This is a genomic window from Leptolyngbya sp. FACHB-1624, assembly GCF_047649235.1.
Lineage (GTDB): Bacteria > Cyanobacteriota > Cyanobacteriia > Leptolyngbyales > Leptolyngbyaceae > Leptolyngbya > Leptolyngbya boryana.
Map to the genome: position 1 here is coordinate 1,101,532 of NZ_CP180258.1, position 25,848 is coordinate 1,127,379.

A 25,848-nucleotide genomic window follows, 5' to 3' on the forward strand; every position below is an offset into this window, starting at 1 on the left:
TCATCCTGAAACTTCACCCGATCGCTAATCTCGCCACCCAAAATCCACCTAGCAACACCAACGCCACCCAATCAAATCGCTTCAAAACTAAATGATGCCACTGCACCCGATGCTGATTTGGGCTAGTAAATCCTCTCACCTTCATTGCATTTGCCATCTGTTCCGCCCGCAGCAGCAAATTCTGCAACAACCGCTCCGCCACCGACAAACACACCTGCGCCGTCCGCTTAAAGCCTAATTTCTTCCAGTTAATCGCCCGGGTTCGCACCGATCGCACTAAATTCTGAAATTCCTCTAGCACCAACGGAATGAACCGCAAAGATAATGTCAATGTCAATGCAACCTCGGTCACGGGCAGATTAAACCGTCGCAACGGACGCATCAAATCCTCCAAACCTGCGGTCACTTCCTCTGGAGCAGTCGTCAGCAAAAATAAATTCGTACTATAAATCAGCGTAAACAGCAGAGTACTGACTCGAATCGCCAAATCCAGTGATCGCCGAGTCACCCGAATTGGACCGCGTTGAAATACGACATACCGATAATCTGTCGGCTGCTTTAATTCCGGTCGTCTCTGGCTTTTCGCAAACTCTTCTTGCGCCTTCGGAGTCGGCTGAAATGGGTTAAACCAGGGCTTTTGCGGTGCGGGTTCCGGTATCGTCGCAGGCTGTTGCACAAACGCCAATTCATTCTCCGGCAATCTCGGTCGCGGTTCCACACTCAACCCATCCGGAGCGATTGCCACTAGCGAGAACACATACAGCGCCAAAGCCAGCAACCATCCCATCTGCTGTCGCCATACGCGCATCGGAATCCGCGCCACCACCGTCAGCAGAATCAGCACCACCACGATCGCCAATCGCCATTCCGCTGTCGCCAAAATTGGAGCCGCCAAAAAACTCATCAACCAGGCAATTTTTACCCGGGGATCGAGTCGGTGCATCCAGGTAATAGGCTGCTCCAAATACAACCCGATTGGCAACGATCGCAGTAAATCCATGCTTTAGACCACCGTCTTAAACTTTGGTTGCACGATTCGGGCTATTTCCCCGTTCCACTTCCCGCAGTTTCTTACCTCGCCATAATAGCCGCAACGGAGTGCCTTGGAACCCTAACGATTCGCGGAATTTACGATCGATATAACGCCGATAGTTGTCGTTAAATAAATGCGGATCGTTGACAAATAGCGCGATCGTTGGAGGCGCAGAGCTGACCTGCGTACCGTAGTAGATCTTCCCTTGTCGCCCTTGGCGAGTCGTGGGCGGTGTATGCCAGGAGAGCGCATCTTCTAGCACTTCATTAATCACAGAAGTCGAAATGCGTCGCTTATGCTGCTCGGCAGCGCGATCGACGAGTTCAAAAATCTTTTCGACCCGCTGCCCGGTTTTCGCACTGATAAAAATGCTTTCCGCCCATTCGACGAAATGCAAGCGATCGCGAATTTGCTGATCGTATTCATAAATCGTGTGCGAGTCTTTCTCGATCGCATCCCACTTATTCACAATTACGACGCAGGCACGCCCTTCATCATCAATCCGCCCTGCCAATTTCTGATCCTGCTCGGTCACGCCATCCAAAGCATCAATGACGAGCAACACGACATCAGATCGATCAATTGCCTTAAATGCCCGATTGATCCCGAAAAATTCCGGCCCATATTCAACATTCTTCTTTTTACGAATCCCGGCTGTATCAATCAATCGATACATCTTGTCATCGCGTTCCACCAGCATGTCGATCGCATCTCGTGTCGTGCCAGAAATCGGACTGACAATCGAGCGATTCTCACCGACAAACGCATTCAAAAGACTGGATTTACCAACATTCGGACGACCCGCGATCGCAACTTTAATTTCAGGACTTTCCTCGATCTCATCAGTCGGTGGAAAATGTTCAACCACCCGATCGAGCAAATCCCCTGTGCCGCTGCCATGAATGCTGGAAACTGCGAAAGGCTCACCCAGTCCTAACTCCCAAAACTCTGCTGCCTGCACTAATCCTTGATCCACGGACTCGCACTTATTCACAGCGATCAGGACTGGAACAGGTTGCTGTCTCAACCATCGAGCAATTTCTTCATCTGCCTGGGTCAATCCCGCCTGCCCATCGACGACGAAAATCGCTGCTTTTGATTCTGCAAGTGCCGCCATGGCTTGCTCTCGAATCAAGGGCAAAAATTCTGTGTCGTCATCAAACACTAATCCACCTGTATCGACCACCTGAAATTCTCGATCGCGCCAAAATGCCCTTTTGTAAGTGCGATCTCGGGTGACTCCAGGCTGGTCAAAGACGATCGCATCCTGTACCTGAGCTAAGCGGTTTACCAGGGTAGACTTACCCACATTCGGACGACCAATAATGGCAACGATCGGCAATGACATAATGTTTGAAATGGAATTGATTCAAGGCAGCATATCATTGTAGCGCGATCGTTTCGAGATTTGGTTTGATACGATTTGAAATTGTCTGTTAAGGAAAGCCGAATTCTTGGGATGGACATCGACGCACGCATTAAGATCAGTTTCAGATTGGCAATCTGTCGCGATCGAACTGAGACTTTGTACCTATGACACAGTCTTAGTTCGATTGCTTATGATTCAGTGAGTAATTTTATAAATTTATAGAGTTTTGCACCTATGTCTGAACGGTCTTATGATGTCATTCTCTACGGTGCTAGCGGTTTCGTCGGCAAACAGACTGTGCAGTATTTTGCGAAACACGCCGCATCTCAGACCGTACGATGGGCGATCGCAGGACGAAATCGGCAAAAGTTAGAAGCAGTTCGGGATCAAGTCGGGGTGAATGTCGATGTACTGGTTGCTGATAGTCGGGATCAGCAGGCGATTGATGCGATCGTGGCTCAAACCAGAGTGATTCTCACCACAGCAGGCCCATTTGCACTTTATGGCGATGCAATAGTCGATGCCTGTGTGCGCTACAAAACACATTATGTAGACATCACAGGAGAAACGCCTTGGGTGAGAACGTTAATCGATCGCTATCATTCTCAAGCTGCCCTCGACGGAACTCGCATTATTCCCTGCTGTGGCTTTGATTCGGTTCCATCGGATTTAGGCGCTTACTTGATTGTTCGCTATCTGCAACAAGAATTCCAGCTCTCTTGTCAGCAAGTGAAGGCTTATTTTCAAGCGGCGGGCGGTTTTAATGGGGGCACTTTGGCATCGGCATTCAATCTCTACGATTCAAAAGGATTGGCGCAGATGAACCGCCCTTTTTTGCTGAATCCATCCGCAAATCAGTCTCCCACCCAAATTGAGCGCAGCCATGACCCGCAAGTGCCCTTCTTTGATGCTGACCTGAAAACTTGGGTAGCACCTTTCTTCATGGGTGTCGTCAACACTCGCATTGTGCGCCGCAGTGCTGGACTGTATGAAGACTGGCAGGAGTCATATGGTGCAGAGTTTAGCTATCAAGAGTATCTGAAGTTTAATGAGCCACTGTCTGCTTTTGGACTGACGGCAGCACTGGGATTGATGGTCGGAGTGCTCCAACAACCACAATTGAGATCGCTGATAAAACCCATCTTGCCGCAACCTGGTAGTGGTCCATCTGAGCAAACCATGAATGATGGCTGGTTCTCGTGTGAATTAATTGGAACCGCGAGCGACGGGCGAAAGGTACAAGCCACGATTCGAGATCAGGGCGATCCGGGCAATCGTGCAACGGTCAAATTCGTCTGCGAGTCTGCCTTGTGTCTAGCACTTCAGGCAGATGAACTCCCAGGAGGTTCAGCAAGAGGAGGAATTCTCACACCCGCAACTGGACTGGGCGAAGTTTTAGCAGAACGCTTACGAGGTGCGGGGATGACAGTGGACGTATACTTGTCATCCAATTGACTAGGCTCGCAAGGCAGGCGTTTGGGGAGCGGAAATGCCAGCACAAGAACAGCGGTGGAATCAATTCTGCGAGATTTCCTGCTAAAGTCTATTCAACTCGATTCGCCTGCGTCTCAAACCTTCGCCCAACAAGTAAATTGATGAGCTTCTACCGTTTCTGACATGATAAGGGATAGCGATTCCCGCGCCACGTTGTCCAACCTGTTGCCGATCGCGTTTGCGGATCGTAGCGAAGGAACCAATTATCCTGCTCTTTCCCTTGATATCGAATGCCAAAATCATTGCCGCGACTGTAGCGCTTTGCTAAAGGAACCCAAGCACTCCCACTGTCGCTAAACCACCCGACCACTTTTACTCCCGAAGTCGTGGAGCAGACTCCGCCTTGGCAATGTGTGTTTGGAGCATCTACTACTTTCCATTGCATTTGGGCAGGTCGTCCATCAATTCGACAGTTCCATTTACCGAAGTACCATTCAGAAACAACTTGGCTGGCATGAGCCGTTCCAACAGTCAGCAAAACAGTAAACGGTAAGAGAGCAACACCAAGCGTGCGTTTTTGGAAAAGCTGATGTAGAGATTTCATAGTTTTGGGATGTTTGGGAATGTGTGTCAGTGGTTTCTACTCAACCAGTACGATTCAAATTTGGGAATTATGCAGCGATAATTTGCGATCGCACTGCAGCGGTCATCTCGTCTCAACGGATTCCTGAACCCAAGGTGAGCAGGTCGAGCGAGCTAAAAAGCGTGAATTACAGCCTTGGACACTGATCGTATAGATTCGGTTGGGTCGAACATTCTTAAACGTGAAGCGTCCAGAGCGGTTAACGACTTGCTTCTCACCGCCTCCCTTCACGCGGTAGCGAACATTGTAAAAGTCCCACCCCGAAATTCCGTCAAATCGGAAAATTACCTGATTCCCTGACTGATAACTTTCTGTGAAACAGGGTTGATCAACCGGGCAAAGCCGAGGGTTACTAGCCATGACAGTTTGGCTCGACGATAAACCTAAACCCATCAGCAGTGTCAACAGAGCACCAGCTTTCAACATTTTCATTTTCGTTCTCCTAAGTGAGTTGAGTGAGGCAGCTTTTCAGAATGCGTATCTAATGCTCTCTACGATTTATTTTTTGTCTTATGCAAGTGCGAGTTGAAATCGTCTGAAGCTCGATCGTCATCGCAAATTGTGTGGACGCAGGCTCCCATTGCGCTATCAGACTTGCCTCCTGCCCGTCTTTGCGAAGATGGCGAGGGATCTCCGCCACAAGACACTATCTGCACGCTTTTCAAAAGAATCGCAAAGTTGTCTAAACTTTAGAGCTAAAGAAATTCAATTGCTGCGATCAGGGCAGTAAAAATAGAAAAGGAAGTGTTGCAGGAGCGATCGCATGATGCCCGGTCGGGGAGCCAAATCAAAAAAACTACTCCACCATTCACCACCGGATCAGCGCGACTGGTCTTGGTTCTTCTGGTTCACCTTACCCCTTTATCCCTACAGCAAGCGCCGAACCATTTGTCGGGAAATTGTGGAGAACACAATCTGGAGCTTTGAACAACTTCATGGCATTCTCTATACGGTGACTCCGATTCGGATGACGGTCGTGCGTCTCGAAGCTGGAGGGTTACTCGTTTATGCGCCTGTTGCTCCCACGCCCGAATGTTTGCGTTTGGTCAAAGCCTTGGTCGCAGAGCACGGTGATGTGAAGTATATTCTGCTGCCGACCGCTTCAGGGCTAGAGCATAAAGTGTTTGTCGGCCCGTTTGCGCGGTGTTTCCCAACGGCTCAAGTGTTCGTTGCGCCGCATCAGTGGAGCTTTCCGGTAAATCTTCCCCTGAGTTGGCTAGGCTTTCCCAAGGATCGCACCCAGATTCTGCCGCAAGATAGCAAGCTTGCTCCGTTTGCTGACGAATTTGATTATGCAGTCCTCGATATTGATCTCGGTCGGGGATCGTTTGTAGAAGTAGCAGTACTGCACAAAGCATCACGATCGCTGTTGCTGACCGATACCCTTCTTTCAATCTCCGAAGACCCACCTACGATCGCGCAACTCGATCCCTATCCCTTACTCTTTCATGCCAGAGAAGATGCGGCGGAACCCATCGAAGATACTGAAGCGAATCGGCGCAAAGGATGGCAGCGCATTGCTTTATTTGCCGTGTATTTCCGTCCCGCAACACTCGAACCGATTGGACTCAAGCAGGCAGTTCGCGGGGCACTGAAAGCACCGAATCGCACAAGAAAAGCCTATTTTGGGTTATTTCCCTGGCGATGGCAAGCCGATTGGCAGCGATCGTTTCAGGCACTCCGCGCCAACGGACGACCCTTTGTGGCTCCCATCTTACAGACGCTAATTTTGCCGCAAGCCCCGCAGCAGGTGATTGAGTGGGCAAATCAAATTGCTACTTGGGAGTTTTGCCGGATTATTCCTTGCCATTTTGACGCACCCATTGCAGCAACACCCTCTCAGTTCCGACAAGCCTTCACCTTTTTAGAGCCATCTGAAATCAATCTCGTGACGTTGCCTGAAACCGATGTTGCCTTCATTAAAAGCATTGAAACGAAGCTACTAGAGCTAGGAATTGCCACCCTGCCGCCAGAAAACGATATATCCTATTGAGGAACCTAGCTCCTGCTGGGCAACACAACTTCTCGTTTCTCGCGAGCTTTTTCATGTCTCCTACTCTAACGCTGCGGCAAACTCTCCTCTATAGTTGCACTTCGATCGGCATCAATCTGATCAATACTTCTGTATCCACTTGGCTGCTTTATTACTACGCGCCACCTGATACCGCAGGGGTGCAATATCTCTCGGTTGCAGTCGTCGGTACATTGCTGGCGATCGGTCGAGTTTGGAATGCCATCATTGACCCTTGGATTGGACATTGGAGCGATGTTACTCGCAGTCGATGGGGGCGACGTAAACCCTTTTTGATGGTGGGTAGCGTCATCACACTATTCTCGCTGCTGTTGCTTTGGATGCCTCCGACTGCACAGCCTAGTCTGCTGAATGCAATCTACTTCCTCACAATGACGATCGTCTTTTATACAGGGATTAGTCTAGTTGGTGTTCCGTACGATGGCAGCTTGGCTGAACTCGCAACAACGGCAGCGGAGCGGGTTCGTCTCAGTATGTGGAAGAACATTTTTGGCATCGTTGGTGTGTTGGCAGGTGCAGTGATCGCAAGTGTGGTTTATGGTCGCTGGGGTGCAGTGGCAATGGGGGCGGTCATTGGAGTGATCGGGCTAGTGACGGCGGGACTCACGGTGCAGGTACTCCCAGAGCATCCAAAACACAATGCCACCGTGACGATGAGCTTTGGGCAAAGTCTTCGCGCAATGTTGCAAAATCGACCCTTTCTGATTCTCTGTAGCTCGACGATTCTAGTACAGACTGCGTATGCAATGTTGCTGTCGAATCTACCTTACTTTGTCACTCTGATTCTGCGCGAGCCAGAGGCAGCAGTAGGACGATATCAAGCGATCGTGGTAATTGCGATGCTGATTGCTGCGCCGATTTGGAATCGGTTGAGCCGAATCTACCGCGATCGCGCTTTGCTGCGAGTCTCTTTACTAGGATTTGCGATAACCAGCGCATTACTCACCGGAGTAGGATGGTTTATCAATGTTTCCAGTACGCTCCAAGCTGCGATCGTCTTTGGTATTCTTGGACCTTTTTTGGGCGGATATTTTGTCTTAATTTACGCCATGATGGGAGATGTTGTAGAGCAGGATGCTAAGGTGACAGGACAGCGACGAGAAGCTTTTCATTACAGTATTTTCTCTTTCTCGATCGGGATGGGACTCTCGTTCTCAACTCTGATCATACCGCTCATTTTTTCTCAATATGGTTATTCTCTGGAGAATCCAACAGGGGTTCGGATTGTATTTCTGGTTGCTGCGGTGCTTGTGATATTGAGTGTTATGACCTTACGGGGCTACAGGTTGACAGAGGCTGATACGAAAAGGTGAGCATCAACGATCTAACTTCAGTTTGAGACCGCATTCACTAGGGTTTGCGGCACAGTCAAGGCAATCTTTCCAAATCGACGATCGCGGTTTTGATACTGTACTAAAGCATCATGCAGCATTGATCGATCGAAGTCGGGAAACAGCACATCAGTAAAATACAGTTCCGTGTAAGCCATTTGCCAGAGCAGATAGTTACTAAGCCGCATTTCGCCGCTCGTACGAATCAGTAAATCTGGATCAGCCATTCCTGCTGTGTAAAGCTGTTCCTCTAGTCGGGAAGCATCAATATCTGAAGCATCTAACGTTCCCTGCTGCACCTGTTGAGCAAGCTGACGACAGGCAGTCACCAGTTCGTGACGACTTCCATAGTTGATTGCAACATTGAGATGAACCGCAGAATTACAAGCCGTTTCCTGTACAGTCCGTTGCATCTCCTGACGGAGCGAGGCAGAAAGACTGGAGACATCCCCAATAAAGGTAATTTTGACTCCTTCGCGCTGCATTTCTGCCAGTTCATGACAGAGGAGTTGTTCAAACAAATTCATGAGGAACTGAACTTCTGAGCGGGGACGGTTCCAGTTTTCGGTAGAAAACGCATACGCAGTCAGAGTGGGAATTCCCCAATCTTTGCAGCAGCGTAGTAGTTCTTTTAGAGCATTCGCTCCCTTACGGTGTCCAGCGAAGCGAGGCAACCCCCGTCGCGTTGCCCAACGCCCATTCCCATCCATAATGATTGCAATATGGGAAGGCAGTCGTGTCGGATCTAAATTCTTAGGTAAGCTTGAAAAGTCTTGACTACTCATCGTTCAATCTCCCTAGTAACACGGGCTTGCACCCAGTACATCTTGCAAGAATGTGGGCGTGAGCGTTCGATTCCAACGACCCAAGAGACGGAGCGCTTGGATGCAGGTCAATGCAAACGTCCATCGATTTTTCGCAGACCAAGTTTGCCAGGCTAGTACCTGAGTCATGCGATCGAGCGTACCGACTAAACTACTGCGATCGCGTTGATACGTCATTCGTCCTTTTGTGGTTTGAAGTAAACTCCATCCCACTCGCGGTAACGATGAGTTAGGATATGCCCAAACCCCAAAGCCCCAAAACTTTGCCATGTGGTTGATTTCGTCGAGTAACAGTTCATGTAGTACAGCGTGTAAAGCTCCGGTCGTCTGTGCCATCAACCAAAGGTAAAGACACGCTGCCCCATACTCTGTTGCCACTCGATGCAATCCGTGACGGTAAAGCGCGATCGCGGGATCACTCACCGATTGATAAGCTCGAACCGTGTGAGGCTGAACAATAACTTTTTCAGACGTGAGTTGTGTATAAACTTTCAGCAATGCAGGCGTGTGCTGCCGCTCTTCTTTTTCCCAAAGACCTGGTTCGAGCAATTTCCCGTCTGCTGACACAACTCCGCCCACAAAGCGAGCCATCCGAGCATCGATCGGTTCTAAATACTGGCGACTGGTTTGGGTGTAATCTCGAATCGGCGCTTCTGTGTTAATTGCACCCCTTAGAATTGACAGGAATACCTCAGGATCGATGCCAACAATTTGATTAACAGAGATCGCCTGCCAATCGATCGAGTTCCAAGGGCGAGGTTGGGGATGATGAAACTGATGGGGTAAGTCCTGAAGCCGATCGTTTAAGTGAGCGATCGAAAAATAATGATTGAGCAGTTCCCGTAAATGCGGCTGAAGATCGGAATTTGATGGAGTGTGATGCAGCAGTGGAGAATCAATTGTCATAAAGTAATTTTGTAGTAGATTCAGTTTCGGTCGCCTACAGCCTAAGCAATCCCGCTGTTTCGTGTCAGTCGGTGAGAGTCGGGAATTGAATCTGTGCAGAAGTCGGAAAAGTCGGAAAGTTGGAGGGAGAGACAGGGACTAGCCTGACCGATTAGAATGGATGGAACTCTTGATCAATGATTCCGCAATGGAAGCTGAAACTGCACTGGCGTGGGTGGATCAGCTACTCGCTCGAAAAACCGGGAAACGTCTTAGCGTCTTACAAAGAGACATTCTGAGCAAGGTGCTGCGCGGGCAAAAATATTTGGAGATTGCAGCGCACTCGGGTTACACAGAGGGACACATTAAAGATGTGAGTGCCCATCTCTGGAAATTGCTGTCTGGGCTATTGGGTGAGCGAATTACTAAAAGTACCTGTCGAGCAGTACTAACGCAGTATTCGCAGCCATTATTTGAGGTTTCGGCAACATTTCTACCTGCACCGTCTCCGCTCGACGATCGCAGATCGAGCAATCTTCTAGGGCGTGAAGGTGCGATCGCAGATCTCGATCGTCTGATTCAGCAAGGTTGCAAAGTCATTGTCATTCAAGGTGAAGGCGGTTTAGGCAAAACAACGCTGGCACAGCACTATCTCCAAGCGCAGGGGTTTGAACAAGTGCTGGAATTGTTAATCGCTAAAGAAAGTCAGAACATTACTTCGGCTGAACGAATTGTCGAAGAGTGGTTAAAACAAGACTTTCAACAAGAAGCCGGATCGGAATACGGAATTTCGCTCGGACGCTTAAAGCGCCAACTGCACCAACGGCGCATCGGAATCTTGATTGACAATTTAGAACCTGCGCTCGATTCAGAAGGGCGATTGATTCCACCACATCGAGCTTATGTTGAACTGCTACGAGTTCTAACCGATGCCGGAGTTCAGGCAGTTACTCTGATTACGAGTCGCGATCGCTTGTGTGAGCCTGATTTGGCAGTCGAACACTATCGTCTCCCCCGACTCGATCTCACTGCATGGCAAACTTTTTTCAGCCGCTCCATGTCGATCGATGCTGTGACGCTTGAGCAGATGCACCGAGCTTATGGCGGGAATGCCAAAGCAATGGGGATTCTATGTGGTGCAATTCGTGAAGACTTCGATCGAGACATGGCAGCCTACTGGCAGGAAAATAGGCAAGACTTGCTCGCAACACGAGATCTCAAAAATCTTGTGATTAGTCAGATCAACCGTCTGCAAGCGCTCGATCCGGTTGCCTATCAGTTACTCTGTCGCTTGGGATGTTACCGATATCAAGAAATACCAGCGATTTCCTCCGAAGGAATGCTCTGTTTGCTCTGGGATGTGCCCACGGATCAACAACGACAAGTGCTGACCTCGCTGCGAAATCGATCGCTAGTCGAGTGCGAACAGGGCAAATACTGGCTGCATCCTGCCATTCAAGCCGAAGCCATCGCTCGACTGCGAAAGAGTTCAGATTGGGAAATCGCCCACCGCAAAGCCGCAGAATTTTGGACGACTCAGGTTTTGACGATCGAGACTGTTCAAGACGCGCTGCAAGCCCTGCAAGCCCACTACCACTACATTGAGATCCAGGACTTTGAAGCGGCAGCGGGTGTGATTCTCAAAAGCCGCACCAATCAATGGCGGCAGTTTTTACCCCTCGGCAGCACGCTTTACCGGATGGGATTGTTACAACCTGTTCTCAGCGCGATCGTGCAAGTGATTCCAAATCTTGAAAATCCTGCCAAACTCAGCGAACTTCACAATATTTTGGGAGATTTGTACTGGATTACGGGTCGCGTTCAAGACGCAATCGCTTGTCAGGAAAAAACCATTGCTCTAATTGGTGCTGCTGAGCAAAAACGTTCTGCTGCCGCGCCCAGTCAGCACACCGCTTACTACTTCCAAATGCTAAAAGTTGATGCTCAGCTCAGCATCGGACTCTATCAGATGGATCTTTGGGAATTAGAAATGGCGGCTCAATCCTTCCAGCAAGTGATTGATCTGGCGCAGAACACCGCTCATCATCCCTGGGCAGAAAAAGCAGCCGTCTGTTTAGCCCTGACCTATTCCTATTTGGAACGATTTGAGGCGGCTTATCACTTAGCAGAAGCAGCTTATCAATCGATCGTCACTGAGAAATTAGTCGAACAAAGCGGACGATTCGCTTATTTCATTCAAATGTTAGGGCAAACCTATACGAATCTAGGAGAATTTGAGCGAGCCAAGGCAATGTACGATTGCGCCCTAGAATTTGCAGAGGAAAGTCATTACACCCAAGTCAAAGCAAAGACGCTGAGTGGACTTGCAGAACTTTGTCGCTGCCAAAATGCTTTAGACGCTTCACTGATGTACCACACGCAGGCAATTGCCCTACTTGAAACGATTGGAGCAATGTGTGATTTAGCAAACGCCTATTTCCAACTCGGATTAACTTATCAAGCAAGTGGTCGATCGCAACTATGCCAGAACTCTTTAGAACAGGCATTACGGCTGTTTGAACAAATGCAAGCAACGAGGCAAGTTGAAAAGGTTCGAGCGCAAACTCGATTTGACGATCGCTAAACCGCTTCTGCAAGCGTAGGATGATGGACATTCAATAAGGCTCTAGAATCTATTTCTGGAGCCTTAAATTGTCAAAGGCAGCATCCAGATTCAAACTGGGGGTAGAGGTTTTGCAGACCTTTAGATCGATCGAGATATCAAGGGTTTCATCGCTTAATATAAGCTTCTAAGTACAGATACCGTCTTGAAAGTCAAGCAGCTTAAATTTTACAGTTCAACAAGCGTCAATGCCTTGCTTGCAGCAAAATGAGCAGTCAAAAGTAGATGAGAACAAAAACGACTCAACACTAGGGTGATCAATAATCGGAACATAAGCGTTCCGATTACGTGTATTTTATTGCAATGCTGAAACAATCGCTGACTGATTTCCATAGTCCAAGCTGAACGGTTTGCCCGACTTCAGCACTCCGTAGATCGCGATCGCTCCAGCATCCTCTTGCCCCAACAGATGAAATATTCTTTGCTCGCGATGAAATTTGCTACGCAGATCAAATCTTTGGTGTGAAATAGGCAGAAGCTTGATGCAGACATCCAACGCTTCTTGGGACACATTCGATTTTTCTGCGGAATATACTGAACTGTTGCGATCATCCGTCTTTATAAAATCACCCCTGAAATGCGAAAAGTCTGTTATTTGGCTGGTATCTTAACAAAACTCAGGATAAATTATCGGGTAACGTCACGATTCATTTAGGAGCGAACGTCATATGTGCGGAATTGTCGGCTACATCGGGACACAAGAAGCCAGTGGAATTCTGCTGGAAGGGCTTCGCAAATTAGAATATCGCGGCTACGATTCTGCCGGAATCGCAACGATTTTAGAAGGCGAAATTCACTGTATACGGGCAAAAGGGAAACTGCATAATCTGGAAGAAAAATTAGCAGGCGAAACCAATCCCGCTCGTACCGGAATCGCGCATACACGCTGGGCAACTCACGGGAAACCCGAAGAATATAACGCCCATCCACACATGGATATGCAACAGCGGATTGCGGTGATTCAAAATGGCATTATCGAAAATTATCGCGAATTGCGCGAAGAACTAAAAGCGCGCGGCTGTGAGTTTCGATCGGAAACAGATACCGAAGTCGTGCCGCACCTCATCGCAGAAGAATTGAGTAAAGCGGAAAAATCTGCCGAATTTCCCTTGCTCGAAGCCGTTCGATCAGTTGTGAATAAGCTGCAAGGAGCCTTTGCGATCGCAGTGATTTGCGCCGATTATCCCGATGAAATTATCGTCGCCCGTCAACAGGCTCCCGTCGTTCTCGGCTTTGGGCAAGGTGAATTCTACTGTGCGTCTGATACGCCTGCATTAATTCCCTACACCCGTGCCGTGTTGAATCTGGAGAACGGGGAATTAGCAAGAATGACACCGATCGGGGTGGAAATTTACAGCTTTGAAGGACAACGCTTGAAGAAGAAACCCCGCACCCTGGATGTCAATCCAGTCATGGTGGAGAAGCAAGGCTTCAAACACTACATGCTGAAAGAAATTTACGAACAGCCTGGTGTAGTTCGCGCCTGTTTAGAGGCTTACTTTGACACAGAATGGAGTGCGGCGAAAGCTTCTTCTCCAACGAAGATTGGACTTTCGGATGCTGTGTTGGATGATTTACAACAAGTTCAGATCATTGCTTGTGGAACCAGTTGGCACGCAGGCTTAGTCGGAAAATACTTGCTCGAACAATTAGCAGGCATTCCCACCTCAGTACACTATGCGTCTGAGTACCGCTATTCGGCATCGCCGTTAACTAAAAATACGTTGACGATCGGGGTGACTCAATCCGGCGAAACGGCTGATACCTTAGCAGCGTTAGCAATGGAACAAGAACGTCGATCGACGTTAAGTTCAGGCTTTGAGGCGAGACTCTTGGGGATTACAAATCGTCCTGAAAGCTCACTGGGTCATCTCGTTCCCAATATCATTGAGACTCATGCAGGGATTGAGATTGGCGTAGCTGCTACAAAGACTTTTGTAGCACAAGTCATGGCATTTTATAGTTTGGCGATCGATCTCACGTACCGCCGCCAAGCAAGATCATCTGAAGCTTTAGAACAGTTGCTTGACGGATTGCGGCAGCTCCCTGCTCAGATTGAATTGATTCTAGAAAGCCAAGAGCGCTATATCGAAGAACTAGCGCATGATTTCGCAGAAACACAGGATTTCATTTTCCTCGGACGAGGCATCAATTTCCCGATCGCGTTAGAAGGGGCGCTGAAATTGAAAGAGATCAGCTACATTCACGCAGAAGGCTATCCAGCGGGTGAGATGAAACATGGACCGATCGCATTATTAGATGCTAAGGTTCCGGTTGTCACGATCGCAATGCCAGGAACTGTGTTTGAGAAAGTGTTGTCGAATGCTCAGGAAGCACGGGCGCGGGATGCTCGCTTGATTGGTGTTACCCCAATGGATGAGCAGGAAGCAGCAGATACATTTGACACACTGATTCCAGTGCCTCATGTCGATGAGATCCTATCGCCGATCTTAACGGTGATTCCGTTGCAGTTATTGGCGTATCACATTGCAGCACGACGCGGTTTAGATGTGGATCAGCCCCGAAATTTAGCGAAAAGTGTCACTGTAGAGTAAAGCATACTCCTAGTAGCTTGTATTGTTTGACTGAAAAAAGTCAAATCGTCGTTCAACAGCTACTAGGAGACTATATGACTAATCCTGGATATATTTTGTACTATCCAGGATTTTTTATAGCATGTTGGATAGTACGTGACAAGTCAATCAATTTTATCTTTCGGATCTTCGCGCCTTGCTAATTGACTCCGAGTAACTTATGAGTCTGCAATCCCATTCGCCATTTTGGCTGCTGCTTTACGTATTCAAAAATTAAACTTGTGCTTTCTTGGCTGCTCCATTCGGGTTGTAAGTAACGCACTGCTCGATCGCTGACTTGCTGAGACTGCTGTTCTGCCCATTCAAAATCTGCTGCCTGAGCAATCACAACTTTCAACTCATCCACATGAGCATAAACACTGTCATGCGGCGGCTTAAATTGCTTCGGTGAAAGCGTCACCCAATCAAATGTCCCGCTGAATGGATGTGCGCCAGAGGTTTCGAGATGGAGCCTTAATCCCTCGTCTTTTAATGCTTTGGTTAATTCAGTTAAGTCGTGCATTAAAGGTTCGCCTCCGGTAATCACGACGATCGCGCTTTTCACCTCGATCGCCAGGTTCACGAGTTCTTGAATGGATTGACGGGGATGTCGTTTTGCGACCCAAGATTCTTTCGTGTCACAGAACCAGCAACCAACATCACAACCGCCTAATCGAATAAACAACGCACTGGTTCCTGTCCAAGCGCCCTCTCCTTGGACAGAGTGAAACGTCTCCACAATCGGTAAAGTCTGTGCTTCTGTCCTAATCATCTTCGTACTCTGCCCAAGAATTTGGGGTTTCTGATACTGCAACTTTGAGCTTAATTTCAGCCGGAAGGTCTTTCTTGGTTTTGTCGTAAATGTATTTGGCGATCATTTCAGCCGTCGTTTCGTATCCTTCTGGCAAAACTTCATTTAATACACAATGATCCAAGCCACCTTTGAGCACATCTTTTTTCGCCCATTTTAAGGTTCTAAAGTCAGCCACCATGACCGGATGGGGACAGAATTCAGAGGCATGAAGTTGAGATGCGATCGCGCTAATTCTCACCGTGTAAGTATGTCCATGCATACGCCCACAGGGTCCGTCATAATCCCGAATCCAATGTGCGGCATTGAACGTAAATTCTGTAGTGACTGTCCATTTCGGCATACGCCCCTCGCAAAAAACGCTAGAAGTTCTAGCGTAAATCACATAGGACTTTTTTTGGGGTAGATTTATTCACAATTGTGAGATTGTGTCAGTATCGTATGCAGCTTTTTCATAAAAAAGGAGTCTCATTGTTGAGACTCCGGGCTGCGTGAAAAGTGAACACCTGAAGTGAATCGTCTAGCACTCGTTCAGCGAAGTTAAAACGAGCGACCTAGACAAGCTGATTGCGTTCTGCTTCAAGCAGAGAGAGGAGATTGTAATCGCCATTTTGACGTGCAACTTCGATGCGGTGCTGCAAATTGCGTTGCAAGTTCGCGTGGTGGGTTGCAGCCAAGTTGGCGATCGTATTCAACCTAGAGGTCACTGGTCGATCCCCCGATGCGCCAACCCAGTATCGCACGCCGCGATAAATTAACTCATGCGGACGGCGCGCTTCGGCAGGTTGGGCAGGTTGAGTCGGATCCATTTGGTAGCGATTGCCGCGATAGGTCAATGTAATCGGCTCGCGAGAACTAAAAACGCGATCGACCGGATTGGTTCGCGGTTGGGTTGGGTCGTATTCGTATTCAACACCACGGTAAATCAGTCTCATAACCGCCTCGAAAAGTAAGAATGAAGTGAGTTTGAGGCGCGTTCCTTCAGGAGAACTCCTTACTTCCGTCTCTGGTTACCAGAGATGAACGTTTATGTTTGTATTATACACTACGGTTTTCAGGTTTCCGCAAGAGGATTGTAATATTCTGTCAATAGTTAGAGCGCGATCTGCGTGGGGATCATTACGCTACTAAGTGATGTGATCCATAGAAGTTATGCAGATTCAAACGCCGGATTGGGTGAAGCACGCAATTTTTTATCAGATTTTTCCCGATCGCTTTTCCCGGGCGACTCAGCCGTATAAGAAACTTCTCAAGCAGATGCCCTGGGAAGACTGGGATGCGACCCCAACACTGCAAGGTTACAAAGGGGGAGACTTATGGGGCGTAATGGAACGGTTGGATTACATTCAAGACTTGGGCGTGAATGCGATTTACTTCACGCCGATCTTTCAGTCTGCTAGTAATCATCGCTATCATACGCACGATTACTATCGGGTTGACCCAATGCTCGGTGGCAATGAGGCGTTTCGCGATTTACTAGATGCAGCGCACGATCGCGATATTAAAGTCGTGCTAGATGGTGTGTTTAATCACTCCAGTCGCGGCTTCTTCTTTTTTCATGACGTTCTAGAAAATGGGAGCAATTCTCCCTGGCTCGATTGGTTCAAGATTCACGAATTTCCGCTGCATCCTTACACGGGCGAGTTTCCGGCAAACTATGAAGGATGGGCAGGAAATCGGGCGCTGCCTGTGTTTAATCATGACAATCCAGCCGTGCGCGAATACATCATGGAGATTGCTGAATATTGGATCGAATTCGGGATTGATGGTTGGCGTTTAGATGTCCCCTTCGAGGTTAAGGCTCCCGGATTTTGGCAGGAGTTTCGCGATCGCGTCAAAGCGATTAATCCAGAAGCTTACATTGTTGGTGAAGTGTGGGGTGATTCGCGCGAATGGCTCGATGGAACTCAGTTTGATGGCGTGATGAATTACTTGTTTGCAGGTCCAACGATCGCATTTGCAGCAGGTGATCGCGTTGTTTTAGAGCAAGTTCAGGATCGCGATTATCACCCGTATCCGCCTCTATTCGCAGGTGAGTACGCTCAGAAAATGCAGAGCTTACTCGAACTTTATCCCTGGGAAATTCAGCTTACACAACTCAATTTACTCGCGAGCCATGACACTGCACGATTACTCACGATTGCAGGAGGTGATCATGCGAGTGTTGAACTTTGTACACTCTTACTGATGACCTTTCCGGGCGCACCTAGTATTTACTATGGGGATGAAGTTGGCTTACCGGGTGGCATTGATCCAGATTCTCGTCGGGGGTTTCCAACTGAGGAAAATTGGAACTTAGATATTGATAAAGTCCATCGTCAATTGATTGCAATTCGTCATGCCTATCCAGCCTTGAGAACCGGAACTTATCAAGTGCTTCATGCCGAGGGAACGGTTTATGTGTTTGAGCGATCGCTGGAGGATCAAACCGTGATCATTGCAGTGAATGTTGGCACAGTTCCCGTGAAAGTTGCGCTCCCTAAAATTGAGAAAGTTCTATATGGAGAACTCACCCTTGGGGAACAGGTAGAATTGCGCGATCGCGCAGGCTACATTCTGCTAGCATCCTCATCCCGATAGATCACCGAAGCTTTCTTTTGAAAGATGCCTCAGCGGTGGGACAGGACTAGGATAGTTCCAGATTTAATATTCTAGGAGTTATTCATATGCCAACAGGAAGCGAACGGACTCAAGCCAATCCGCAAATCGATGCAGAAGATAAACAGCTTGAGCAGGTGAATACGGTCAGTAGCGGTGAAGATCAAGCCTCACTTGCTGAACCGAAATCAACTGCGGATAAGATGGCAGCAGGGCGAGATGATGTTGATGAGCAAAACGAAAGCTTGCCCTCTGAAGTAACCGATAAGTTACTGGACGGTGCTGATCAAGTCTTTATGGCAGCGTTCAAGAACTCTCAAAGTGATGGTTTGAGCCGTGAGGCTGCGATGCAGGTAGCTTGGAACAGTGTCAAGCAAGGTTTTGAGAAAGGTGAAGATGGAAGCTGGCATCGCAAAGGTCATCCCGATGACAATGTTTACAGCGCAGGTGTTGAAGGTAGCGCAAGCTAGTCTACGGATTGTAAATTGATGCTAGAAAATTGCCCAACGATCAAGTCTAACCGTTGGGCAATTTTTTTGGCATAGTTTTAGAGGGTATTTGAAACGTATCAACAGTTTCCTCGCTTCGTTCTATCTCGCCCCGGACTGGAAGTCGGGGCTAACAATGCGAAGTCCTTTGAAAAGGACTGAAGACCTAATTCTGATTGGCTGGTAGTCCTTGAATGGACTTCGTTCAACTAGCCCTGGAATTCGATTCCGGGGCGGGTGAATGCGTCTCGACGATTACTTTTAAAACAGACTCTTAAAGCTGCTCACGGACTGATCATCACCCAATATCGCATTCGACCTCAACCGAAATGGCAGAACTCGGTAACGACAAGGGCTGATTGAAATACACCATTGTTGTTGTCTGATTCACCTCAAATCCGATGCGCTTATAAAATTCCTGCTGATTCGTCGTCATCAGATAAAGCCGTTCTACGTTCGACACCTGCGGATGGCTTAGCACCGTCTGGACTAATTTTCGTCCCAATCCTGCGCCTTGATAGTCCGGATGTACGACCACATCCCAAATCGTAGCGCGATAAATTCCGTCCGAAGTCGCCCTGGCAAATCCAATCAACCGATCGCCATCCCAAGCCGAAATCACCGGGTCGCTATGCTTAATGGCGATCGCTAAATCTTCGACTTTGCGATCGCGCGCCCAAAATGCACTAAGTTGAAATAATTCTTGAAGTTGTTGGAGATCGATCTGAGTTTTGCGATCGCAAAACTGAACCTGACTGCAATCCATCCTGATGTCCTAAATTCTGAGTTGAAACTTTGTTGTATCGGAATTGGCGAAAAGTAACAGTCACAAATTTGTCACTTTAAAAACTATTCTGTGAAAGGTGAGTACTCAGAAACAATTTAATCTTGTTTTAAGTCACCCTTTCATCGGACTCAATGCAGTAAAGGTCTTCGCATGTCAAATTCACCTAAGCGCCGTCGGATTCGCAGACGATCTCCTGTGATTTTAATCGGAATTCTGTTGATTTGGAGTCTGATTTTAGGATGGGGTTTTTCTCAAGCAATGGAATCCCCCCCTGTCTCCAATGCGCCAGCCGAGATTGGCACAGTCGATGCTGTGACTGGCAATCTTAAACTCGCACAAGATGCTTATTTACAAAATTGCGCCACCTGTCATATCGGCATTCCACCTGCGATTTTCCCAACTCAAACCTGGCGCGACTTGCTGCAAGATTCCCAGCATTACGGCGCGACGCTGACTCCGCTTGTCGATCCAACGCGATCGCTCGTCTGGCGATATCTGAGAACCTTCTCGCGTCAAGCCTTTGAAGATGAACGCATTCCCTACCGCGTCAATGAATCCAAAGCCTTTAAAGTCCTCCACCCCAAAGTCGAACTCCCAAAACCGCTCAATCTTTCAACCTGCATCACTTGCCATCCTGGAACGAATCAATATAATTTCCGCAAGCTCAGCGCTGACTGGGAGAACGCTCCGTAAGGATTGAACCATACTCTCATTGTAGTAAAATAGTCAGCGTTCTCCGGAAAGTTCTGAATGAAAGTCTCCGTCTCTTTACCTGACGATTTGATTGCTGATATCGATCAGCATGTAGAAGATCGAAGCCAACTCATTGAATCCCTTCTGCAATACTGGCGCAGGGAACAGGAACAGCAAGCCTTAGTCGAAGCCTCTCTTGCACTGGATGAACTAAAGGGGAACTGGGAGGAGGAATGGCAACAAGCAGCCATTACCGATTGGGAAGCATCGGGTGGTTTGTAACGTTTGAATCTTCGGTTGGAACAGAAATTCAAAAATCCCTGTTCTGGCAAGTCAAGCCAGAACAGATGCAGCAAGTTCAACGTATTCTCGCTGCTTATCTAGAATTGCAGTCGATCGAGTGAATTGAATTACAATACCTAGTTGTTCGGCTTTCCCCCGATCCCCTTGCCCGTTCAGGTTTCGTTCTGGGTGATAGGATTGGAATACCTTTGATTAGAATCGATACGGAAACGTTAAAATGCGTCTCTTGTCTCGATACGAACCCATACCCACATTCAGCGATCTCTGATTTTCCCCCGTCATGTTTAAATCTATTCTGGGCGATCCCAATGCGCGTAAGCTCAAAAAATATAAGCCACTCGTTAATGACATCAAGCTTTTGGAAGAGGAGATTGAGCCACTTTCAGATGAAGAACTGAGAGGCAAGACTGCTGAATTTAGAGCGCGACTCGCCAAGGCAAGAAATCTCGACGAGGAGAAGCAGATTCTCGACGATATTCTGCCAGAAGCCTTTGCAGTCGTGCGGGAAGCTGGAAAGCGCGTTTTGGGGATGCGGCACTTCGATGTGCAGTTAATCGGCGGCATGGTGCTGCATGATGGACAAATCGCGGAAATGAAAACGGGTGAAGGAAAAACTCTGGTTTCGACACTGCCCGCTTATCTGAATGCGCTCTCTGGTAAAGGCGTTCACGTCGTCACGGTGAACGATTACCTGGCAAAACGAGACGCAGAATGGATGGGACAGGTGCACCGCTTTTTGGGCTTGAGTGTGGGGCTGATTCAGCAAAACATGGCTCCGGCTGAGCGTCAAAAAAACTATGCCTGCGATGTCACTTACGCCACGAACAGCGAATTAGGCTTCGATTATCTGCGCGATAACATGGCAACTTCGATGGAAGAAGTTGTACAGCGCCCCTTTAACTTCTGCGTAATTGATGAAGTGGATTCGGTGCTGATTGATGAAGCCCGGACTCCGCTGATCATCTCTGGTCAGGTTGAACGTCCGACTGAGAAATATCTGCAGGCGGCAGATGTGGCGCGATCGCTCAAACGCGATGATCATTACGAAGTTGATGAGAAACAGCGCAACATTCTCCTGACGGATGAAGGCTTTATCGAAGCAGAAAAACTGCTCGGTGTATCGGATCTCTTTGATCCGAATGATCCTTGGGCGCACTACGTTTTTAATGCGATTAAAGCAAAAGAACTGTTTATCAATGATGTGAACTACATCGTCCGTAGCGGCGAGATCGTGATCGTCGATGAATTTACAGGTCGCGTCATGCCGGGTCGCCGTTGGAGTGATGGCTTGCACCAAGCGATCGAAGCAAAAGAAGGCGTGGACATCCAAAACGAAACGCAAACACTCGCGACGATCACCTATCAAAACTTCTTCCTGCTGTATCCGAAACTTGCAGGCATGACCGGAACGGCGAAGACCGAAGAAGCTGAACTTGAGAAGATTTACAAGCTAGAAGTCACCCAAATTCCAACCAACCGGGAACGTCGTCGGGTGGATTTATCAGATGTGGTGTACAAAACCGAAGCCGGGGATTTAACCGTCTTTACGCGCGAAGCGGCAGAGAAATCTGAGCAAGGTCGCCCCGTCTTGATTTGGGTAATGAACTTGGAAGCGTTGAGCAATCTGTCTCAACTGCTCGATAAACAGGGTCTTGCTCATAATCTTTGCCCAGGATTACCCCAAAGCCAAGAGCAAGCCAAAGAAATTCTGCGGCAGGCGAAACATCCGGGCATGATCACCGTGACGAATAGCTACGAAGTTTATCGGATGATTCGGCAAGGTGTGCCAGAAGGTGAAAACGGGCTGTTCGTTCTGGGCATTACCGGAAAGTGGAGCGCGATCGCACTCGAGTGTGATGAGATGCACCGCACCGGTCGTCCGGTTCTGGTTGGAACGACCAGCGTTGAGAAATCTGAATTGCTCTCTCAACTGCTGCAAGAGTTGAATGTGCCCCATAACTTGCTGAACGCGAAACCTGAGAACGTCGAGCGAGAATCAGAGATCATTGCTCAAGCAGGTCGCAAGGGCAAAGTGACGATCGCGACCAACATGGCAGGACGCGGAACCGACATCATTCTGGGTGGAAACTCAGACTATATGGCACGTCTGAAGATTCGTGAGTACTTCATGCCGCGCATTGTTGAGCCTGAAGATGACGAAGATTTTTCGGGCATGGGTTTTGCCCAAGATCAGCGCGGTGGCGGTCAAGGATTTGGGCTGGCAACCAAGATTAAAACTTGGAAAGCCAAATCGGATATCTATCCGGTCGAACTTTCGGCAGAGACAGAGCAAGCTCTCAAAGATGCGGTACATGTTGCAGTTCAGCAATATGGTGAGCGCAGTTTGCCGGAACTTGAAGCAGAAGACAAGATCGCAACGGCGGCGGAAAAAGCTCCGACGACTGATCTAGTGATTCAGAAACTGCGGGAAGTCTACAAGCTGATCCGATCTGAGTACGATGCCTTTACCGATCGCGAACACGAAGAAGTGGTTCAACTCGGAGGATTGCACGTCATTGGGACAGAACGTCATGAATCGCGCCGGATTGACAACCAGTTGCGAGGACGGGCAGGACGGCAAGGTGACCCGGGTTCGACCAAGTTCTTCCTAAGTTTGCAAGATAACTTGCTGCGGATTTTTGGCGGCGATCGCGTTGCAGGCATGATGAATGCTTTCCGCGTGGAAGAAGATATGCCGATCGAGTCGAAGATGCTTACGCGATCGCTTGAAGGCGCGCAGAAGAAAGTCGAGACTTACTACTACGACATTCGGAAGCAAGTCTTTGAGTATGACGAAGTGATGAACAATCAGCGTCGTGCTATCTACGCTGAACGCCGTCGGGTACTTGAAGGACAAGACCTGAAAGAGAAAGTGATTGAATATGCTGAACGTACAATGGATGACATTGTGGAAGCCTATATCAATCCAGAGCTACCGCCGGAAGAATGGGAGCTAGACAAGCTTGTCAGCAAGGTGCAAGAGTTTGTTTACTTGCTTCAGGACATGCAGCCAGAAGATTTGGCAGACATGACCTTGAGCGAAATGAAGGCATTCTTACATGAGCAGGCACGAATTGCTTATGACTTGAAAGAGGCGGAAGTAGATTCGGTGCAGCCTGGATTGATGCGTCAGGCAGAGCGGTTCTTTATTCTGAATCGAATTGATACCCTCTGGCGTGAACACCTCCAAGCAATGGATGGCTTGCGTGAGTCGGTCGGATTGCGAGGATACGGTCAGAAAGACCCGTTGATCGAGTACAAGAGCGAAGGATATGAGCTGTTCCTGGAAATGATGATCAACATTCGTCGAGATGTAGTTTACTCATTGTTCCAATTCCAGCCTCAGCAACCTCAGCCTCAAGTTGAAGTTGAAGTCGTTTAGTTGAATTGAACACTGAAGTCCCAGGTACATGTTCGATCGTACCTGGGATTTTTTGTGCCGTATCGCGATCGTGGTTGAGGTGTAATACCCAATCAATTTTTGATCGCGACACTTGATGTCCTGGCGATTGGAAATCGCGACTCAGCAGACAAAACCCGCCTGTACGCGTTAAAGAAATGGCTGTTAGTCCGCCTGTGCGGACTTCGTTTGTGTAGCCGCGAATTCCATGCGCAAGGCATTTGTCGCAAACACTCTTCAATTTGGTATAACTGCACAAAAAAGTCCACCTGTAAATTTCGGGTTGATTTATTGATCGCGCTCTCACGCACAGGGTTTAAAACCCCGTGCTAGCTGTACGAAGTCCCTAAAGGGACTGCATCGCTGTATTCTGGTAGTCTCTTTAGAGACTTTGCGCGGTTAGACCGTGATTTTCAACCACGGGCGGGCAAGCACAATCAACGATCAACCGAAAATTTAGAGGTGGGAAAAAGTGGGGAGATACCAAGAAAACAACTCTCCCTCCCCACCGCGACAGACTGAATTTACAAGCGCAATCAGCTTGCGATCGCGCTGACGTTGTTCACAACTCCGCTCCACTGATCGAGATCAGCAAAAGCGCGATCGCGATATTGTCCATACCGCTCTTGCTTGTTGCGAATCTTCTTGGGTAGCTCCGGTAAGATGCCAAAGTTGGGTGGCATTGGCTGGAAATGCTTGGGAGAAGCAGAACTAATAAAATCAAACAAAGCTCCCATCATGGTCGTTACAGGTAAGGCTAAAGGAGCTAGCCCTAAAGCAATTCGAGCGGCATTAGTTCCAGCGAGCCAACCGCCTGCACAAGCGGCAGTATAGCCTTCGGTTCCACTGATTTGTCCGGCTGCGAGTAACGTCGATCGCGATTTAAACTGCAACGTTGGCAACAACAATTCTGGCGAATTGATAAACGTATTGCGGTGCATCACACCCATCCGAACGAATTCTGCATTCTCTAAGCCAGGAATCAGCTTAAAGACTCGCTTTTGTTCGCCCCATTTCAGATTGGTCTGAAACCCGACCATGTTCCAGAGTTGCCCCGCTTTATCTTCTTGTCGCAGTTGCACCACTGCATACGGGCGTTTTTCTCGATTTGCGGGATCTCGAAAGTCACCTAATCGCGCATCGAACAATCCCACAGGTTTCAACGGGCCGTAGCGCATCGTATCTTCACCTCGACGCGCCATTTCCTCGATCGGTAAACATGCCTCAAAAAACTTCGCCGTTTCGCGCTCAAAATCTTTCAATTCTGCCTGTTCTGCCTGACAAAGCTCCTGCCAAAAGTGCAGATATTGCTCTTTACTCATCGGACAGTTTAGATAAGCAGCTTCGCCGCGATCGTAGCGCGATGCCAAAAATGCCGTTTCAAAATCGATCGATTCACCCACCACGATCGGACTAGCTGCATCGAAGAAACTCATATACGCCATGCCTGTAAATTGGCGCAAATCTTCAGCTAGTGCATCGGTTGTTAAAGGTCCGGTCGTCAGTACCACGATTCCGTCTTTGGGAATCTCCGTAATTTCCTCACGCCGCAATTCGATCAGCGGATGAGCCGAGAGCGTTTCAGTCAAATCCTGGCTAAAAATTCCGCGATCGACCGCTAACGCTCCACCTGCCGGAACTTGATGAGCATCGGCTTTCTGAATGACGATCGACCCCAATCTCCGTAATTCTTCGTGTAAGAGTCCCGAAGCGCGATCTGTTGCCTGCGCTCCAAACGAATTGCTGCACACTAATTCTGCCAAATGCTCAGAATGATGAGCCGGACTTTGGCGCATCGGGCGCATTTCGTGCAGCACAACAGGAACGCCTGCTTGAGCAATTTGCCAAGCAGCTTCTGTGCCTGCTAAGCCACCGCCGATAACGTGGATTGGAGAGTGTTCAGTCATATGAAAAAAGCGCGCGTCAACAGTCCTTTTCTAGGATAAGCCTTTCGGCTAAAACTCAGGAGTTTTAAATATTCGATAAGCAGCGTTGCGATCCGTAAACAATATAAAACTTCA

At 48.4% G+C, this 25,848-nt stretch carries 22 protein-coding genes and 1 riboswitch; of the genes, 10 read left to right on the top strand and 12 right to left on the bottom strand.

Going from position 1 to position 25,848, the window contains the following annotated elements:
• Positions 1-13: 13 nt before the first annotated feature.
• On the bottom strand, positions 14-1,000 hold the full coding sequence (locus tag ACMUEV_RS04995) for an energy-coupling factor transporter transmembrane component T family protein (RefSeq protein WP_190653431.1): 987 nt from the start codon (positions 998-1,000) through the stop codon (positions 14-16).
• Positions 1,001-1,016: 16 nt separating this feature from the next.
• Complete coding sequence (der, locus tag ACMUEV_RS05000; RefSeq protein WP_017290366.1) at positions 1,017-2,381, bottom strand: ribosome biogenesis GTPase Der; 1,365 nt, start codon at positions 2,379-2,381, stop codon at positions 1,017-1,019.
• Positions 2,382-2,636: 255 nt separating this feature from the next.
• Here der and ACMUEV_RS05005 point away from each other — a divergent pair, with 255 nt between their 5' ends.
• Positions 2,637-3,857 carry a saccharopine dehydrogenase family protein gene (locus tag ACMUEV_RS05005; protein ID WP_190653430.1) on the top strand — a complete coding sequence of 407 codons (1,221 nt, stop codon included), beginning with the start codon at positions 2,637-2,639 and terminating at the stop codon, positions 3,855-3,857.
• Between the two features lie 148 nt (positions 3,858-4,005).
• Here the strand turns inward: ACMUEV_RS05005 and ACMUEV_RS05010 are convergent, their stop codons facing one another.
• Both ACMUEV_RS05010 and ACMUEV_RS05015 read right to left on the bottom strand, forming a co-directional pair.
• Positions 4,006-4,440, bottom strand: a complete 435-nt coding sequence (locus ACMUEV_RS05010; RefSeq protein ID WP_017290364.1) for a DUF6006 family protein — start codon at positions 4,438-4,440, stop codon at positions 4,006-4,008.
• Positions 4,441-4,542: 102 nt separating this feature from the next.
• Positions 4,543-4,911: a fibronectin type III domain-containing protein gene (locus ACMUEV_RS05015; RefSeq protein WP_051077824.1), complete on the bottom strand. Its 369-nt coding sequence runs from the start codon at positions 4,909-4,911 to the stop codon at positions 4,543-4,545.
• Between the two features lie 331 nt (positions 4,912-5,242).
• On the opposite strand from ACMUEV_RS05015, the gene ACMUEV_RS05020 reads away from it, so the two are divergent.
• Complete coding sequence (locus ACMUEV_RS05020) at positions 5,243-6,472, top strand: DUF4336 domain-containing protein (RefSeq protein WP_415354735.1); 1,230 nt, start codon at positions 5,243-5,245, stop codon at positions 6,470-6,472.
• Between the two features lie 53 nt (positions 6,473-6,525).
• Positions 6,526-7,824, top strand: a complete 1,299-nt coding sequence (locus ACMUEV_RS05025; protein WP_190653429.1) for an MFS transporter — start codon at positions 6,526-6,528, stop codon at positions 7,822-7,824.
• Between the two features lie 17 nt (positions 7,825-7,841).
• Here ACMUEV_RS05025 and ACMUEV_RS05030 read toward each other — a convergent pair whose 3' ends face one another.
• Together ACMUEV_RS05030 and ACMUEV_RS05035 are read right to left on the bottom strand one after the other, a co-directional pair.
• Complete coding sequence (locus tag ACMUEV_RS05030; protein WP_190653428.1) at positions 7,842-8,627, bottom strand: isoprenyl transferase; 786 nt, start codon at positions 8,625-8,627, stop codon at positions 7,842-7,844.
• 12 nt (positions 8,628-8,639) lie between these two features.
• The gene (locus ACMUEV_RS05035) at positions 8,640-9,572 is read right to left on the bottom strand and encodes a ferritin-like domain-containing protein (protein ID WP_190653427.1); all 933 of its coding nucleotides are present in this window, start codon (positions 9,570-9,572) and stop codon (positions 8,640-8,642) included.
• A 160-nt stretch (positions 9,573-9,732) separates the two neighbouring features.
• Between ACMUEV_RS05035 and ACMUEV_RS05040 the strand changes: the two genes are divergently transcribed.
• Entirely contained in the window at positions 9,733-12,135 is a 2,403-nt protein-coding gene (locus tag ACMUEV_RS05040; protein ID WP_242044823.1) for a tetratricopeptide repeat protein, read from the top strand.
• A gap of 334 nt (positions 12,136-12,469) precedes the next feature.
• On the opposite strand, the gene ACMUEV_RS05045 is transcribed toward ACMUEV_RS05040, so the two are convergent.
• Positions 12,470-12,685, bottom strand: coding sequence for a hypothetical protein (locus ACMUEV_RS05045; protein ID WP_190653426.1), 216 nt, complete (start codon positions 12,683-12,685; stop codon positions 12,470-12,472).
• Between the two features lie 157 nt (positions 12,686-12,842).
• On the opposite strand from ACMUEV_RS05045, the gene glmS reads away from it, so the two are divergent.
• Positions 12,843-14,729: a glutamine--fructose-6-phosphate transaminase (isomerizing) gene (gene glmS / locus ACMUEV_RS05050; protein ID WP_190653425.1), complete on the top strand. Its 1,887-nt coding sequence runs from the start codon at positions 12,843-12,845 to the stop codon at positions 14,727-14,729.
• 178 nt (positions 14,730-14,907) lie between these two features.
• Here the strand turns inward: glmS and ACMUEV_RS05055 are convergent, their stop codons facing one another.
• The 3 genes from ACMUEV_RS05055 to ACMUEV_RS05065 form a co-directional block, all read right to left on the bottom strand.
• Positions 14,908-15,519 carry a 7-carboxy-7-deazaguanine synthase QueE gene (locus ACMUEV_RS05055; protein ID WP_190653424.1) on the bottom strand — a complete coding sequence of 204 codons (612 nt, stop codon included), beginning with the start codon at positions 15,517-15,519 and terminating at the stop codon, positions 14,908-14,910.
• Positions 15,512-15,901 (bottom strand): 6-pyruvoyl trahydropterin synthase family protein, encoded by a 390-nt coding sequence (locus ACMUEV_RS05060; RefSeq protein WP_190653423.1) that lies wholly within the window; start codon positions 15,899-15,901, stop codon positions 15,512-15,514. The genes ACMUEV_RS05055 and ACMUEV_RS05060 overlap by 8 nt, the downstream gene beginning before the upstream one ends.
• A gap of 211 nt (positions 15,902-16,112) precedes the next feature.
• The gene (locus ACMUEV_RS05065) at positions 16,113-16,493 is read right to left on the bottom strand and encodes a DUF4278 domain-containing protein (RefSeq protein WP_017290352.1); all 381 of its coding nucleotides are present in this window, start codon (positions 16,491-16,493) and stop codon (positions 16,113-16,115) included.
• Positions 16,494-16,528: 35 nt separating this feature from the next.
• Positions 16,529-16,586, bottom strand: a riboswitch (Glutamine riboswitch).
• A 124-nt stretch (positions 16,587-16,710) separates the two neighbouring features.
• Between ACMUEV_RS05065 and ACMUEV_RS05070 the strand changes: the two genes are divergently transcribed.
• Positions 16,711-18,138, top strand: coding sequence for a glycoside hydrolase family 13 protein (locus ACMUEV_RS05070; RefSeq protein WP_190653422.1), 1,428 nt, complete (start codon positions 16,711-16,713; stop codon positions 18,136-18,138).
• An 86-nt stretch (positions 18,139-18,224) separates the two neighbouring features.
• Complete coding sequence (locus ACMUEV_RS05075) at positions 18,225-18,626, top strand: ChaB family protein (RefSeq protein ID WP_017290350.1); 402 nt, start codon at positions 18,225-18,227, stop codon at positions 18,624-18,626.
• Positions 18,627-18,942: 316 nt separating this feature from the next.
• Here ACMUEV_RS05075 and ACMUEV_RS05080 read toward each other — a convergent pair whose 3' ends face one another.
• Positions 18,943-19,410, bottom strand: coding sequence for a GNAT family N-acetyltransferase (locus ACMUEV_RS05080; RefSeq protein ID WP_017290349.1), 468 nt, complete (start codon positions 19,408-19,410; stop codon positions 18,943-18,945).
• Between the two features lie 171 nt (positions 19,411-19,581).
• Between ACMUEV_RS05080 and ACMUEV_RS05085 the strand changes: the two genes are divergently transcribed.
• From ACMUEV_RS05085 to secA, 3 genes are all read left to right on the top strand, one after another.
• Positions 19,582-20,124, top strand: coding sequence for a hypothetical protein (locus tag ACMUEV_RS05085; protein ID WP_017290348.1), 543 nt, complete (start codon positions 19,582-19,584; stop codon positions 20,122-20,124).
• 57 nt (positions 20,125-20,181) lie between these two features.
• Positions 20,182-20,406, top strand: coding sequence for a ribbon-helix-helix domain-containing protein (locus tag ACMUEV_RS05090; protein WP_190653421.1), 225 nt, complete (start codon positions 20,182-20,184; stop codon positions 20,404-20,406).
• Between the two features lie 301 nt (positions 20,407-20,707).
• On the top strand, positions 20,708-23,809 hold the full coding sequence (gene secA / locus ACMUEV_RS05095) for a preprotein translocase subunit SecA (RefSeq protein WP_017290347.1): 3,102 nt from the start codon (positions 20,708-20,710) through the stop codon (positions 23,807-23,809).
• A 554-nt stretch (positions 23,810-24,363) separates the two neighbouring features.
• Here secA and trmFO read toward each other — a convergent pair.
• The gene (trmFO, locus tag ACMUEV_RS05100; protein ID WP_190653419.1) at positions 24,364-25,734 is read right to left on the bottom strand and encodes an FADH(2)-oxidizing methylenetetrahydrofolate--tRNA-(uracil(54)-C(5))-methyltransferase TrmFO; all 1,371 of its coding nucleotides are present in this window, start codon (positions 25,732-25,734) and stop codon (positions 24,364-24,366) included.
• Between the last annotated feature and the right edge of the window lie 114 nt (positions 25,735-25,848).